Below are 13,850 nucleotides of genomic sequence, written 5' to 3'. Positions count from 1 at the left end.
GAACTGCCAACAAAGCTGTTTGTTTCAGCCCCCCGGAAAAATGGCACGGCCAGGAAAAACAGCCCGACCGCGGGGGTCCGGAAGGCAGCAGCCGGGAACCATTGAGGCCGTCGAGTTCAACCGTCCACAGGACTGGTCCCGGACGTGGCAGAAGTCAGCAAAGCGACTGCGTCAGCTCCGGCAAATGCCCGATATGCCCATGGAGCCAACCCAGCGGCTGAGGTGCCTCTACCGGGCCTGGTGCGAAAACGATCTGCAATGCAAGAGGGAGCTCAACAGCCGCAGAGAGACGCGGTCGTGATCACCGCCGCTCGAACTCCCTCAAGGGAACAAAAGGGTACCAACTAAGTTCGGCCCCCATAGTGAGGATGTCTATATGGATCTGTTGCCCCAGTCAGCCGAACACACCGTCTCCCCGCCGCCCGCTCCAGACCTTCACCGGCTTTTGTTCGATCCAAACTTGCGTATACACGGCTTGATTGATGACACTGTCGTCACCAAAGCCTTGGACGATTTGAAAGCCGTGCGTTCCGGGGAAGACGATCTCTACGTTGAAATCGACACGCCCGGAGGCGACGCCGACGGCGCGCGACGTCTAGCTCTAGAGTTCAAGCTTTTTCTGAAACACTCGGGCCGCAACGGCTACATCATTGGCAAGAATACGGTTTACTCTGCCGGGGTAACGGTCCTTGCCGCTTTCCCGAAAGCCTGCAGGTTCCTTTGCCCGCAAGCAGTCCTGCTGATTCATGAAAGAAGGCTTGAGAAAGACTTGGTTCTGAATGGACCAATTCGAAGCTGTCTTCAGATCGTTCGCGAACAACTTGCGCTGTTGGAAACGGCAGAGCGACTCGAGAATGAAGGGTTCGCCGATCTCGTCCAAGGTTCTCGAACATCGCTGGAAGAGCTGCGCGACCATGCCTTGACCAACTGCTACCTGATGGCAGCCAGAGCTTTGGAGTTGGGCCTTGTTGAAGACATTGCCGATTAACTTGACGCCTCGGATGCAAACGGCAGAGCCGAGTCCAACACGCTTCCCTCACTCATGGCTCCGGCGACCATGAACGGCAAGGTTGAAAAGATAGAGCGGACCGGCGGCTGTCTTTGCGGGTCTGTGAGGTATGTTGTCACCGGCGCGCCGTTGCGCGTTGGCTTGTGTCATTGCCAGGATTGCAAGAGAACCAGCGGCAGCACCTACAGTGCCTTTGCCGTGTGGCCGCGGTCGGCTTACCAGTGCAAGGGCGAGCTTGTTGCATTCAACGGCAGAGGTTTTTGTCCGGCATGCGGGTCGCGCGTGGTGAACCTCCGCGACGACGAAGCCGAGATCATGATCGGCACTCTCGATGATGCGCCAAACGACCTTCTCCCGGCATACGAGCTTTGGACCCCCCGGCGCGAAGCCTGGCTCCACAACCTGCCTTGGGCTGACCAATTCGCGGGCGATCGCACCGAAGAAGGCCAAAATTGGCGCGAAGCCCGACGAGTATGACCATGCTCGAATGGCCCTCCACCCATGAACTGTGAAAGTCAGCTTCATGCGCGATGAATCACTCAAGTTCTTGAAGAAAATTGTGGCGACCCCGTCGCCGAGCGGCTTTGAGCAACCTGTAGCGGAGCTTTTCCGCGAGTATGTTCGTCCGTATGCCCACAGGTTGACGACGGACGTCATGGGCAATGTCACAGCGATCATCAATCCTGAGGCGTCTATGCGCTTCATGTATGCCGGGCACATGGATGAGGTCGGCTTCATCGTCCACTACATCGACGATGACGGTTTTCTGTTCTTCAGCACCATAGGTGGAACGGACGTTGCCACTGAAATCGGCCAGCGTGTCTGGGTGCACGGCAAAGAGCCGATCCTGGGGGTCGTGGGTCGCAAAGCAATCCAGACCTTCAAAGCCTCTGACACGTCTCAAACACCCTCGCTGATGGAACTGTGGATCGATATCGGCGCGAGTTCGCGAGAGGAAGCGTTGAAGGTCGTAGAGGTCGGCAGCGCGGTGACTATCCATGGCGAGTTTGCAGCGCTCCAGGGCAACCTTGCTGTCGGACGAGCGTTCGACAACAAGGTCGGCCTCCTCATCGGCGCCGAGGTGCTGCGCTGCCTCTCTGAGGAGGGAGGCGTTCACCCCGGCGTGGGGCTCTATATCCTGGGTACGGTTCAAGAGGAAATCGGTTCCCGAGGCGCGATGACCTCGGCGTTCAATATCGCGCCTCGAACCGGCCTCGCAATCGATATGGGCGTGGCGATGGACTATCCGCGCGCTCGCGCCGAGGATCAGGGCAAACTGGACCTTGGGAAAGGGCCGGCAATCACTCAAGGCGCGAACACCAACCCGGTGGTGTTCAATCTGCTGAAGTCGGTGGCCGAGAAAGAGGGCCTGCCTTATCAGTTTCAGGCGGTGGGCAGCTCAAGCCCTACCGACGCGCGTGTCATGCAGCAGAACCGCGGCGGCGTCGCAAGTGGGGTGCTCTCCGTGCCTTTGCGTTACATGCATACCCCGTCCGAAGTTGTTTGCTTGGATGATGTGCAAACGACGATTGACTTGGTTTGTGCATATTGCCGGCAATTGACGCCGGAGATCGACTTCACGCCAAGATGATCGCTGCGGGATTGATTGTGGAAGTCGTGGCTCCAACAGTCGCCGATCTGGCGCCTGTCGGCCACCGCCCGGTTCGTCGGTCACCGCGCACCTGCGAAAACCCAACCACGGTCCACTGGGGAGCGCGCCTCAGGTCACCGCGACCGCTTCCACCAAACGCCTGAGGAAATCCGTCAGACCGGCTTCAGGATCATCACCTGCGCCAACGAGCACCGAAATACCCCAGCGCCCAAGCACGGCCTCCTCCACAGGGTTGCGGCTGGGCATGAAGATGAACGAAGGGGGACGATCTTTCTCATATCCAGACCGGTGCCAGGTTTGCCAAAGCCGGTGCAACAGCAGCCGGATGTTTGGATCGGAGAGGCTATAGCCAATGAACAGGATCGTGCTGCCGAGAGCGTCGGAGCGAAAGCGGACATCAAGGGGAGAATTGAAGGACAGGCGGTCAAGATAGTCGGTTTCGGTGAGGACAAGGGAAGAGTCCTCGTCAAAGTCGCCGTGAAATTTCACGATGTGCGTTATGCCTCGACGGGCCTGCGCAACGTGCCGTGCGTTGGCCACTTTCACGTACTCTCGACCGTGGATTTCAAAAGCGAGTTCCAGGTTCCGGTCATAGTTCGTCGTATAGATGACGGGAAAATCGAGCGTCACGATGAGACGGTGCAATTCCGATTTCTCGATCCGTTCCTTGGCGACAGACCAGTTTCTGTCCATCCAACTGCGAAGTGGTCCGATGCTGCCATGCTTGATCCGATAGTATTCGGCCAAGGTCTGAAAACGATCGCGTCGCGTGGAAAATTCATCGTCGACGCCGAGCTCCTTTGCCATTCGCTCGATGAGCTTCTCCCAAGACGGAAGTCCGACGCTGATCGATACCCCCGCCCCCACAAACAAAATTGCGCTGCGATGACGAATTGCATTGGCGAGCGAATTTATAGGATCATCATCGTTCATGGATAGGTCCTCCGAAGCCACTCGCGTGGGCCGGACCTAAAGGTGCGTGCCCCGTGAGCGGATCGTGGACGCGGCCCCGCAATTCGAGCCAGCACGGCGCACTGCGGGAGCATCGTGCTCCGCCCTCATCGACGAAATCGGATCGACCACGCACCAGCCAGCCCAGAGGGGGCGGCCCTTGCAGTCCTGCCGAGCCGCTTGCCACCCGAACCGAGGTAGCGGCCGCGAGGACACTGGCTGTGAACTGGAACCGGCGGTGTTGCGGTTTACTGGCCACGTTGATTCAGTTCTGCGCCAGCCATATTGCGCAAAACTCTATCGAGTTTCGCATTCACCAAGAGGTTGCGCCGCTTCGCGCCGATAAAGATGGCGAGAGAGTAAATCATTGTAAGAACAGAGATCATCGTCATTCCGGCCTAAACATCAGCGGCCGGAGATGTTCCATGCGCCCGGAAATATTCCAGTGCAGGTGTTTTTAAATCGCCGAAGCTACGCGCTCAATGCGCGGTTGGTTTCGTGTCCAGGGCGGACGAATTAGCGCAAGGCGGTATTCATCCTCCCACATCGGCGGCGGACTGAAGCGAAATGCTGGTTGTGTCCCCCAGAATTGCAATGAAACGCCGATGCTTTGCATGCGGCCCGGAACAAATGCTCGCTTGCACAGTTCGAGCCATGCAGCGGTCGACCCCCGCGCTGCAAGATCGGTAGCCCGATCGCCCGCGCCGGCCCCTCCCACGGCGCGGGCTTTCGTTTGAATTCACGCTGTCGGGGTTGGAGTCGCTCCGCCGTTGTCGCGAGCCGGCTGATATACGCGCTGTCCGGGGCTCGCGGGATGCCGGCGACATCGGCATTCGCGCAGTCCGGCAGGTCAGCCGATGCACGGGAACAACGCGGCACTGTGATGGTTTGGTGGCCTCGGAAGGTGGCAGAGAACGATGGGCAAAAAGCCCAAACAGCACGCAAAATCCACGGCGGATCGCGAAAAGGCGATCGAGGCGCTCTACTTCGCGCGCAAGTGCGGCCTTACGAAGGAAGAGGCACTCAAGATGCTTAGGGAAGCCCCGATCGGGATCGATGATGAAGCCGAAGAGCGCTCCGGCAGTTAGACGCGATCGCCGGTCGCGCGTCGCAGCCGGCCGCGGCGCATGATCTTCTTCACTTCCGATACGCATTTCAACGATCCGCGCATTCTGCGCCTCGACCGGCGTCCCTTCGCCTCGTTGGTCGATCATGACCAGGCGCTGGTTGCGTTTTGGAACGAAACGGTTGGCCCGAACGACGAGGTCTGGCACCTCGGCGATTTCGCCAAGGGTCCAGCCGAGACCGTGTCTTCACTGCTGTCGTCTCTTAACGGGTCCAAGCACCTGATAATTGGCAACAATGATGGCGCCGCCACCATTGGCGACCCGGCCTGGGCGAGCGTGCACCACTACATGGAGCTTCTTGTCGAGGGCAGCTTGCTGGTTCTGTGCCACTATCCTTTTCGCACCTGGAACCAGATCGGCAAGAGGTCGGTAAACCTGCACGGTCATTCGCACGGTCGTCTGAAGCCGATGACGCGCCAGCATGATGTCGGCGTCGACGCATGGGGGTTTCGTCCGGTAACCTTTGCTGCCATTCAGGCCAGTCGCCGGCGGGGTTAGCCCGACAGAACGCCGGGCGAGCGAAGGTCTTCAGCTTAGCGGGATTGGAGCCGACGAGAGGCCGTCTGTAATCCTGCCGGACCCGCAACAATGCGACAATTCTGGTTGGGCGACTTCAAATAGGAGAACTGCTTCATATATGCGGTTTTCGCGGTACGCGGACCGCGCCGCACCATCAGCTTGAGTGTGGCGAAGTCTTACGGAAGCCCTACCGGCCGTCGCAGCGCGAGATCGAACCCGTCGCCTGAGCTCAGCACGTGAACCCTAAGATCATGGATGGAAAGGGCGGCATCAGGCTCACCTTCCGCGATGTTGGAATGCGTCACGCCGGCTGCATCGACCAGATAGACAGCGCCGCTGCCGATGACCTTGAACATCTCGCCCTTCACCACGATCGCGGTGTCTTCATCGATGCCGATGCCGAGGACGCGCGGGTTCTGCGACACCGCCCCGATGAGCCGCCCAATGCGGCCCCGTTCCGCAAAGTGCTGGTCGATAATTACATTCGGCAGCAGGCCCAGTCCCGGCGCCATCCGAATGTGGCCGATCCGAAAGGAGGCTGCGTTCGGCCCCTTCACCATCATTGTGTCGCTCATGACCGACGCGCCCGCGGAGGTGCCGGCAATGACGCCTCCGGCTTCATAGATTTCGTGCACCCGCTCGTCGATGGGCGTGTCGCCGATCTGGCTCGTGATGCGGAGCTGGTCGCCGCCGGAGAAGAACACCGCGCTCACGTCTGCAAGCGCACTTATTTTCTTTTCATGAGCTGCCTCGAGGCGGTCGTTGACGTAGAGCTCGATGACATCCTTGATGCCCAGCTCACCGAAGGACCTCTGATACTTCTCGAGATAGCCATCCGGCTCATGAGACGCGATGGTGGCAAGCACCAGGCGGCCGTTCGGAACCAGGCTCGCCACCTCCTTCAAGATGACACGATCGCCATCATGGTCCTCGTGGCCGCCGATGATGACGAGCGTTCCGGCTTTACCGTTCGAGGATCGCTTTTTCTTCTTGTCGGTCATTTGCCCACGTCTTTCTTGCGCAGGAAAACGTGCGGGTGGTTGTCCTCGCTGGTCATGAAAGCGACTGCGAACTCCCTGCTGTTATGCGCCCATCCAGACACGCCGGTCGCGGTAAGCACGATGGCTCCGGCTTCGCCGCCGATCGCCTCGACTTCCTTGAGCGCGGGATTCAGCACCTGCTCCAGGCCGCCTTCAGCCTGTCCCGAAGACAATGCCTGCCGCGCCGAGAGTGCCTGCATGACACGGGCCGCGAGAGCCTTTCGCGCGATATGCTCACCGTCTCCCGAGAAGGCGACGGCTCCCAACCGGTTGTCGGCATAATAGCCGCAGCCGGGTTGCGGAGAATCCCCCACACGACCGGGAGCACTGCCGTCCAGTCCGCCGGTCGAAGTGCCGACGGCGATGTCCCCGTATTGATCCAGGGCAACCACACCGATCGTATCCTTCGCCTCAGACTTGCTGGAGGCGTCGCGCTGCTGCGGCGTGATCAAATCCGCCGGATCGCAAAGCTCCAGCTGCTTGTCGGCGGCGAAACGCCGGGCCCCCTCCGACGCCAGCAGGATCGGCTCCTCATGCAGCATGGCCTTGGCGACACTGATTGGATGGCGCACGCCCTTGATCACTGCGACGGCACCTACATTGAAGTCCCTGCCCTCCATCAGGCCAGCGCACATCTCGACCTCGCCGTCCGAATTGAGGGCACTTCCATATCCCGCATTGAATGTCGGGTCGGCCTCGAGGACGCGACCGGCAGCTTCAACGGCATCGACCGCCGTTCCGCCGCCGGCCAGGATGGCCCGACCTGCCTCGAGCGCCTCGATGCATCCGTTGCGATGCGCCTCCTCCTCTTGCGGATCGATCTCCTTGGCGCCGCCGTGCAGGATCAGCGACCACATCAGCCAGCCCTCAGATGGCGAATATGGGTCTGATCGGGCCCTCCCCTCGAAGGCGTCGCGCCTCCGAAGCCGGTTACCTGCCGCCACACGGCTTCAACGTCGTCGACGGTGAGCACGACAAGGTCGTTCTCCCGAGCAAGCCGGAGACACACGTCGACGGCCTCCTTCTCGGGACAGACGGCGTGTATGCGGCCTGGGGCGCAGCCGGCGTTCAAGGCACCTTCCCGCAGCAAGCCGGCGATCGCTCCGGGGGCTCGGCCGCGCAGCTCCTGCTCATCCTCCTTGAAGACGATGACATCGAATATCCGCGAAGCGATCGCGCCCATCTCGCGGATGTCGCAATCGCGGCGGTCGCCCGGTATGGCGACCAAGCCGATCGTGCGCTGATAGCCGCGCCTCATGTGGGAAACGAGCTTTCCGAGCGCCTTCAGCCCCTCCGGATTGTGCGCATAGTCGACGATCGTGCGGAAACCATGCCCGTCGAAGACGTTGAGGCGACCGGGAGATTGCTCGAACGAGGTGCCAAACTCGGCCAGCGCCGCCCGGATCGTTGCCGCCGGAACGTCGTGGCAATGCGCCATGGCGACGGCTGCCAGGCTGTTGGCAACGTTGAATTCGGCCGAACCCTCGAAGGTCGCGGGAATTTCGTCGACGCTCATCAGGAACATCGATTCCCCATCCTCGTGGATGAAAATGTCCCAGCCGTCGCTGCTGGGCTCCCGCGTCACGGCGCGGCCGCCTTCCGCCAGGTGGCTGCGCAAGAAACCGGGCCACTCGCTCCTGCTCGCCAGCGAGAAGTAGCAGATCCTGCCGCCGGCATCGCGCGACATTGCGGACGTATGGACGTCGTCGGCATTGAGAATGCTCCATCCGCCGCGGCGGACGGACTCGACCACGACCGATTTCACCTCCGCCAGGTCCTCGATCGTGTCGATGCCCCTCAGCCCGAGATGATCGCCGTGGACGTTCAGCACCGCGCCAACATCGCATGCATCGAAGGCAAGCCCTTCGCGCAGGATGCCGCCGCGTGCACATTCCAGCACCGCGACATCGACACCCGGCTCGCGCAGCACGATCCTGGCGCTCTGCGGGCCTGAGCAATCGCCTGTGATGATTCGTTCGCCGTTCAGGTACACGCCGGTGGTCGAGGTGAGCCCGACGGTTGCGCCATTCGCCTGCAGGATGTGCGCCAGCATTCTGGCAGTGGTCGACTTGCCGTTGGTCCCGGTGATCGCGAAGATCGGAATCCGGCCGTCCTTGCCGCCTTTGAAGAGAAGATCGAGCACGGGCCGTGCGACGTTGCGGGCGCGCCCCGACGAGGGTTCGAGATGCATGCGGAAGCCAGGACCGGCATTCACCTCTATGATGCCGCCACCGGTCTCGCTGACCGGCCGTGAGATGTCGGGACAGACGAAGTCGATCCCGGCAATGTCGAGACCGACGATCTGTGCCGCCCGCCTGGCGATCAGCGCGTTTTCGGGATGGATTTCTTCCGTCCGGTCGATCGCGGTCCCACCGGTGGAGAGATTGGCGGTGGGCCGCAAGAGCACCATTTGGCCCGGCGCTGGAACGCTCGCCAGGGCGAGCTGCGATTTTGACAGGAAATGCTCGACGCATTCGTCGATTTCGATGCGGGTCAATACCGAGGAATGGCCCTCTCCCCTCCGCGGGTCGCGGTTCGTCTCCTCGACGAGCTCAGCGACAGAACTCCGGCCATCGCCGACCACATGGGCCGGAACCCTCTCGGCAAGCGCCACCACCTTTCCGCCGATTACCAGGATCCTGTGATCCGAGCCGACGAAATGCTGCTCGACGATAACGCTGCGGCTGTGTTCTCGCGCCTGTTCGAAACCCCAGCGGACGTCGTCTTCTGTTGCCAGACCGATGTTGACGCCGCTTCCATGATTGCCATCGAGTGGTTTGGTGACCACGGGGTAGCCCAGCCGTGCGGCTGCCGCGACCGCGTCCTGCGCCGATCGCACCAGTTCCCCGCGTGGCACCGGTAGCCCGGCCTGTTGCAGCAGGAATTTGGTCAGGTCCTTGTCCGAGGCGATCTCGGTCGCAATCTCGGAAGTGAGGTCGCTGCAACTGGCGCGGATGCGCTTCTGATGCTTTCCGTGACCAAACAGCACGAGGCTGCTGTCGTCGATCCGCGCCGCGGGTATGCCTCGCCTCTCGGCCTCGCGCACCAAGGAAGCAGTCGTAGGCCCCAAGGCACGCTCCGCGGCCAGACGCTTGAGCTGCTGCAGCCTGGCTGCGAACTCGAATGGCCCCTGCGTTTCCGCAATGTCGCCGAGCCCCTCGACACCATGCAGATTGGCCGGCAGCAGGCTGTCCACCAGTTCTAGCGCGACGCGTCCGGCGAGCAGCCCGACAAGCTCATCCTTGTAGGCGAACATGACGTTATAAGTGCCGGGACTGCCTTTGACCGACCGTGTCTTTCCTCGTGTCACCCGGTGACCGAGCATGCTCTGCAGTTCCAGGGCGACATGCTCGACGACGTGGCCGAGCCAGGTTCCTTCCTGCATGCGGCGGACGAAGCCGCCGGCGGCGCCATAACTACAGCCATGGCCCGCAAGGCCGGGCAACAGTCGGACGATTTGTTCGGAAAATCCAGGCAGTTTGTCTGTCGGGAACGCCTCAAGTGCTCCGAGGTCGATCCGAATCTGGACCATTGGCGTCATGCTATAGAGGTGCGGCCCGCGAAACACGCGGGCGTCCACGACGCGGATAGGGCGAAAACGCGAGGCGCCCCGATGAATTTCTTTGTCCGACATAGTCCGTTTCTCCTGACTAACTCCGCAACATCCGGAGGATCGGTTAGTTCCCGGCCTTTCAGCCCAAATATTTTTGCAGGAGAGAGAAACAAAAGTGGCCGTTAACATATGTTGGCCCAAGAACACCCTCTGGTCATCTCGGCCACGTGCGGTCGCTGTTCTGAGGGCTACTTATCTCTCGGGACGAGGCGGGCCAGGCGTTCGCTCCTCTTCACAAGCATTCGTCGGGCACACCGCGGCCGTTGAGCTAGTGCCCGGCTTTGCTCATGGCGACCCATTGTGCGGGTGCAGCACTGAGGCATTAATCTTCAGCACGCCTTCGGCACCCGGGAACATTTCCAGACGCGTCAGGTTTGGAACCATCCTTGCACCGGAACTACAGCCATGCAGAGTCGAAAATCGGTGAAGGCCGCGCTTGTCAAGGAGATCGACGCGGTCCGCATTCGTATCTCGCTGCTTGAAAGCGAGTTATGCAGAGATGGCAGACCCAGGCAAATTGGATGGCGTTCAGGATACGAACTGAACGCCCACAAAGCCCGCCTTGCTCGACTGGAGACCGTGCTTGCCCACTATCCGTCGGCACCGGCGGCCCGGGCATCGAAACAGCAACAGCTTGAGTTGCGCGCAAGGCAACCAAGTAATTTTGGGGAAACGCCATGGCTGACAGACCCTCAATCAGAACTCCGCTAGCTCGAGTGCGGGGCCTTGGATCGGCGAAACACGGAACCGAAACGTTCATGCTGGAGCGGCTGACATCTGCTGCCCTGTTGATCCTTGTCATTTACATCGTCGCGGTCGTTATAATGCTGGGCGGTGAGCCTCGAGACGCCGTCCTCAGCGTCGTAGGATCGATCTATGTCGCGCCAGCCCTTATTGGCTTCATTCTCGTAAGCTGCGTTCACATGCGGCTTGGAATGCAATCGATCATCGAAGATTACTGCCATGCCACCGTGCTCAAATCGCTTCTTCTGATCGCCAATTGGTTATTCTGCTGGGCAGTCGCGCTCGCAAGCTTGTTCGCTGTGCTGTTAATCAGCTTCAGATAGCGATCCGGTTCTCAGCTGCAGCCAACGTCTGCCACCGGCAGGCTGAAGTTCGCCTCAGCGGCGAACCGGGCTGGCTTGCGCACAGGAGTTCGACAACCCGGCCTCATCTGATTTGCGGCAGCCTGTCCCATTGATGGAAAGGGGGTGGAGAGGTCAGCTCCCACTCCAATGTGGTAGCTCCTGGCCCCCATGGGTTCATGCCGGCGGCTCTTTGCCGGTAGAAAGCTTCCAAGATGCCGAAGAGGAAAATCACGACACTCGCGGCCGACAGGTACGATCCATACGAGGACACCATGTTCCAGCCGGCGAATGCGTCGGGATAGTCGACATAGCGACGCGGCATGCCCGCCAATCCAAGGAAGTGATGGGGGAAGAAGACGAGGTTCACGCCGACGAAGGTCGTCCAGAAATGGACCCCAGCCAGAAGCGGATTGTAGAGATATCCCGTCATTTTCGGAAACCAGTAGTACCAGCCCGCGAAGATGCCGAAGATCGCTCCCAGTGAAAGTATGTAGTGGAAATGCGCGACGACGAAGTATGTGTCGTGCAGTTCACGGTCGAGGCCGGCATTTGCGAGTTGAACGCCCGTCACCCCGCCTACGGTGAACAGGAATATGAAGCCGAGGGCCCAGAGCATCGGCGTCCGCAGGCTGACCGAACCGCCCCACATGGTTGCAATCCAGGAGAACACTTTTATCCCGGTCGGCACTGCGATCACCATCGTGGCGAAGGTGAAGTAGCGCTGCGTGTCGAGGCCTATCCCGCTGGTGTACATATGGTGGGCCCAGACGACGAAGCCGATCACCCCGATCGCCACGATTGCGTAGACCATCCCGAGATACCCGAAGATCGGCTTTCGCGAGAAGGTCGAGATCACCTGGCTGACGATGCCGAACGCCGGCAGGATCATGATGTAGACTTCCGGGTGGCCGAAGAACCAGAAGAGATGCTGGTACAGCAGCGGGTCGCCTCCGCCGTCCGGCGCGAAGAACGTGGTTCCGAAATTGCGATCGGTCAGGAGCATGGTGATGGCGCCGGCCAGCACCGGCAGAGCCAGCAGCAGCAGGAAGGCGGTGATGAGGATCGACCACACAAACAGGGGCATCTTGTGCAGGGTCGTCCCCGGCGCGCGCATGTTGAAGATGGTGGTGATGAAGTTGATGGCTCCCAGGATCGAGGAGGCGCCCGCAATGTGCAGAGACAGGATGACCAGATCCACGGCGGGACCGGGATGGCCGGAGGTCGACAGCGGCGGGTACAGGAACCAGCCGGTCCCAGGGCCATAGCCGCCGGGGACGCTGGGCATGAAGATCGACAACAAAAGCAACATCAATGCCGGCGGCAGCAGCCAGAACGATATGTTGTTCATGCGCGGGAAGGCCATGTCGGGGGCGCCGATCATGATCGGAACCATCCAGTTGGCGAAGCCGCCGATCAGGGCGGGCATCACAGTGTAGAAGATCATGATCAGCGCGTGGGCCGTGGTGAAGACGTTGTATAGCTGCTTGCCGGCGTCGATCGCCGCGTCGCCCTGGTAACCGTAGATCATCGACGCCAGTCCGGGGAAAAACTGGATCCCGGGTTGCTGCAGCTCGATTCGCATGCTCACCGACAAGAGCATGCCGATCACCCCCGCGATGAAAGCGAAGACCAGATAGAGTGTGCCGATGTCCTTGTGGTTGGTCGAAAACAGCCATCGGGTGATGCCGCTCGGCTGATGGCCGTCGAGACCGCCCGGATCTGCCGCCGTATATTCGTTCATGACCTTCTCCGCTTGAGCCGTCCGTCGCCAGCATCGAACCGTGCTGGAACTTGATTGTTCCCTCCGCCGAACCGACGGCCAGGAACATTCCACGGAAGCCGCTGTTAGGTTCCGCGCGGCCGACCCTGCGCGGCTGAGGATCGACGTCCATGCTGGCGATAATTGCTGCGACACTGGTTCTGACGACGGTGGTTGGTGGGCTGATATCCGCCTTCTGGCTCGAGGCGCGTCATGGTCTCCATGACCCCATGCCGCCGGACATGTCGGTGCCCAGGCAACTGAACGCCCCGGCCTGGAGCCGGTGGTCCTGACATGGACGCGATCACCGCGACACTCGACCCGAGAACGCGAGCCGGCTGGCTGCTGCTCGGCTTCGCGCTCGGCGGTTTCTTCGACGGCATCGTCCTGCATCAGATCCTGCAATGGCATCATCTTCTCTCGGGCGTCGCCGATCCGGTGGGTTCCGACCTGCGCTTCCAGATCATGGCCGACGGCCTCTTCCATCTTTTCATGTATGTGCTCGCCGTCGCCGGCACGGTGCTGCTGGTGGCCGCGAGGGCGGCCGGCGCGCGGCCCGGGAGCACCACGGAGATCCTGCGGCTCGCCTTCGCCGGGTTCGGCGTCTGGCATGTCGTCGATGCCGTCGTGTTTCACTGGCTGCTGGGTCTGCACCGGATCAAGATGAACAGCGACTTGCCGCTCGCCTGGGATATTGCGTGGCTGGTCATCTTCGGCATCGTGCCGCTTGTGTTGGTGCTGGTGCTGCCCAACCGCGGCGGACCGGCACGCGGTGCTTCGGCAGCGCTTACCAGCATCGTCCTGCTCGCGGGAGTGGCAGCCGGCGCCGGCCCGTTCTTCAACGGTGCCGCCAATTCCATCATCGTCTTTCGGGCCGGGATGGAACCGGCGGCGATGATGCGGGCCGTTGAAGTCGCCGACGCCCATCTCAAATGGGTCGACGCCAGCGGCACCATCTGGGCGGTCGACCGCGTCTCATGGCGCGGGTTGGTAGCCCTTCACGCGCGCGGCGCCTTGGTGGTCAGCACGACGCCTGTCATTGCCGGATGCCTTGCCTGGACCGATGCCGCCGGAGTGAGCAGTAGCTCCAGCCAGCAGCGAGGCACTCCTGCCAGGCTATGACTTCCGGACA

General features: G+C 61.1%; 12 protein-coding genes. 7 read left to right on the top strand and 5 right to left on the bottom strand.

Annotated features, from left to right (window positions below; translation table 11 throughout):
* Positions 1-376 precede the first annotated feature (376 nt).
* The 3 genes from ACYG9V_RS19610 to ACYG9V_RS19600 all read left to right on the top strand — a co-directional run bounded on the left by ACYG9V_RS19610 (position 377) and on the right by ACYG9V_RS19600 (position 2,600).
* Positions 377-988, top strand: a complete 612-nt coding sequence (locus tag ACYG9V_RS19610) for an ATP-dependent Clp protease proteolytic subunit (protein ID WP_023682462.1) — start codon at positions 377-379, stop codon at positions 986-988.
* A 69-nt stretch (positions 989-1,057) separates the two neighbouring features.
* Positions 1,058-1,486 carry a GFA family protein gene (locus tag ACYG9V_RS19605; RefSeq protein WP_050485925.1) on the top strand — a complete coding sequence of 143 codons (429 nt, stop codon included), beginning with the start codon at positions 1,058-1,060 and terminating at the stop codon, positions 1,484-1,486.
* 46 nt (positions 1,487-1,532) lie between these two features.
* Positions 1,533-2,600, top strand: a complete 1,068-nt coding sequence (locus ACYG9V_RS19600) for a M42 family metallopeptidase (RefSeq protein WP_023682460.1) — start codon at positions 1,533-1,535, stop codon at positions 2,598-2,600.
* 129 nt (positions 2,601-2,729) lie between these two features.
* On the opposite strand, the gene ACYG9V_RS19595 is transcribed toward ACYG9V_RS19600, so the two are convergent.
* On the bottom strand, positions 2,730-3,554 hold the full coding sequence (locus ACYG9V_RS19595; RefSeq protein ID WP_023682459.1) for an SIR2 family NAD-dependent protein deacylase: 825 nt from the start codon (positions 3,552-3,554) through the stop codon (positions 2,730-2,732).
* A gap of 935 nt (positions 3,555-4,489) precedes the next feature.
* Here ACYG9V_RS19595 and ACYG9V_RS19590 point away from each other — a divergent pair.
* Together ACYG9V_RS19590 and ACYG9V_RS19585 are read left to right on the top strand one after the other, a co-directional pair.
* Entirely contained in the window at positions 4,490-4,660 is a 171-nt protein-coding gene (locus tag ACYG9V_RS19590) for a hypothetical protein (protein WP_023672674.1), read from the top strand.
* A gap of 39 nt (positions 4,661-4,699) precedes the next feature.
* Positions 4,700-5,197: a hydrolase gene (locus tag ACYG9V_RS19585; protein WP_023682458.1), complete on the top strand. Its 498-nt coding sequence runs from the start codon at positions 4,700-4,702 to the stop codon at positions 5,195-5,197.
* Positions 5,198-5,394: 197 nt separating this feature from the next.
* Here ACYG9V_RS19585 and ACYG9V_RS19580 read toward each other — a convergent pair whose 3' ends face one another.
* From ACYG9V_RS19580 to cphA, 3 genes are read right to left on the bottom strand one after another with little or no spacing between them, the layout of a single operon-like run.
* The gene (locus ACYG9V_RS19580; protein ID WP_023693470.1) at positions 5,395-6,219 is read right to left on the bottom strand and encodes a cyanophycinase; all 825 of its coding nucleotides are present in this window, start codon (positions 6,217-6,219) and stop codon (positions 5,395-5,397) included.
* Complete coding sequence (locus tag ACYG9V_RS19575) at positions 6,216-7,115, bottom strand: isoaspartyl peptidase/L-asparaginase family protein (RefSeq protein WP_352763479.1); 900 nt, start codon at positions 7,113-7,115, stop codon at positions 6,216-6,218. The genes ACYG9V_RS19580 and ACYG9V_RS19575 overlap by 4 nt, the downstream gene beginning before the upstream one ends.
* Positions 7,115-10,000, bottom strand: a complete 2,886-nt coding sequence (gene cphA / locus ACYG9V_RS19570) for a cyanophycin synthetase (RefSeq protein ID WP_460222000.1) — start codon at positions 9,998-10,000, stop codon at positions 7,115-7,117. Before cphA ends, ACYG9V_RS19575 begins: the two co-directional genes overlap by 1 nt.
* Positions 10,001-10,548: 548 nt before the next feature.
* Here cphA and sdhD point away from each other — a divergent pair.
* A complete protein-coding gene (gene sdhD, locus ACYG9V_RS19565) occupies positions 10,549-10,938 on the top strand; it encodes a succinate dehydrogenase, hydrophobic membrane anchor protein (protein ID WP_352763483.1) in 390 nt (129 codons plus the stop codon).
* 103 nt (positions 10,939-11,041) lie between these two features.
* Here sdhD and ctaD read toward each other — a convergent pair whose 3' ends face one another.
* A complete protein-coding gene (gene ctaD, locus ACYG9V_RS19560; protein ID WP_352763484.1) occupies positions 11,042-12,700 on the bottom strand; it encodes a cytochrome c oxidase subunit I in 1,659 nt (552 codons plus the stop codon).
* A gap of 312 nt (positions 12,701-13,012) precedes the next feature.
* Between ctaD and ACYG9V_RS19555 the strand changes: the two genes are divergently transcribed.
* Complete coding sequence (locus ACYG9V_RS19555) at positions 13,013-13,840, top strand: DUF2243 domain-containing protein (protein ID WP_023702856.1); 828 nt, start codon at positions 13,013-13,015, stop codon at positions 13,838-13,840.
* Positions 13,841-13,850: the final 10 nt, after the last annotated feature.

The organism is Mesorhizobium sp. W016 (assembly GCF_054719485.1).
This window is presented reverse-complemented; position numbering and strand designations above follow the sequence as displayed.

Excerpts from the sequence above, each read along its gene's own strand:
- sdhD (WP_352763483.1), top strand. The coding sequence starts at position 10,549 with ATGGCTGACAGACCCTCAATCAGAACTCCGCTAGCTCGAGTGCGGGGC.
- ACYG9V_RS19600 (WP_023682460.1), top strand. The coding sequence starts at position 1,533 with ATGCGCGATGAATCACTCAAGTTCTTGAAGAAAATTGTGGCGACCCCG.
- ACYG9V_RS19575 (WP_352763479.1), bottom strand. The coding sequence starts at position 7,115 with ATGTGGTCGCTGATCCTGCACGGCGGCGCCAAGGAGATCGATCCGCAA.
- ACYG9V_RS19595 (WP_023682459.1), bottom strand. The coding sequence starts at position 3,554 with ATGAACGATGATGATCCTATAAATTCGCTCGCCAATGCAATTCGTCAT.
- ACYG9V_RS19580 (WP_023693470.1), bottom strand. The coding sequence starts at position 6,219 with ATGACCGACAAGAAGAAAAAGCGATCCTCGAACGGTAAAGCCGGAACG.
- ACYG9V_RS19590 (WP_023672674.1), top strand. The coding sequence starts at position 4,490 with ATGGGCAAAAAGCCCAAACAGCACGCAAAATCCACGGCGGATCGCGAA.
- ACYG9V_RS19610 (WP_023682462.1), top strand. The coding sequence starts at position 377 with ATGGATCTGTTGCCCCAGTCAGCCGAACACACCGTCTCCCCGCCGCCC.
- ACYG9V_RS19585 (WP_023682458.1), top strand. The coding sequence starts at position 4,700 with ATGATCTTCTTCACTTCCGATACGCATTTCAACGATCCGCGCATTCTG.
- cphA (WP_460222000.1), bottom strand. The coding sequence starts at position 10,000 with ATGTTAACGGCCACTTTTGTTTCTCTCTCCTGCAAAAATATTTGGGCT.
- ctaD (WP_352763484.1), bottom strand. The coding sequence starts at position 12,700 with ATGAACGAATATACGGCGGCAGATCCGGGCGGTCTCGACGGCCATCAG.
- ACYG9V_RS19555 (WP_023702856.1), top strand. The coding sequence starts at position 13,013 with ATGGACGCGATCACCGCGACACTCGACCCGAGAACGCGAGCCGGCTGG.
- ACYG9V_RS19605 (WP_050485925.1), top strand. The coding sequence starts at position 1,058 with ATGAACGGCAAGGTTGAAAAGATAGAGCGGACCGGCGGCTGTCTTTGC.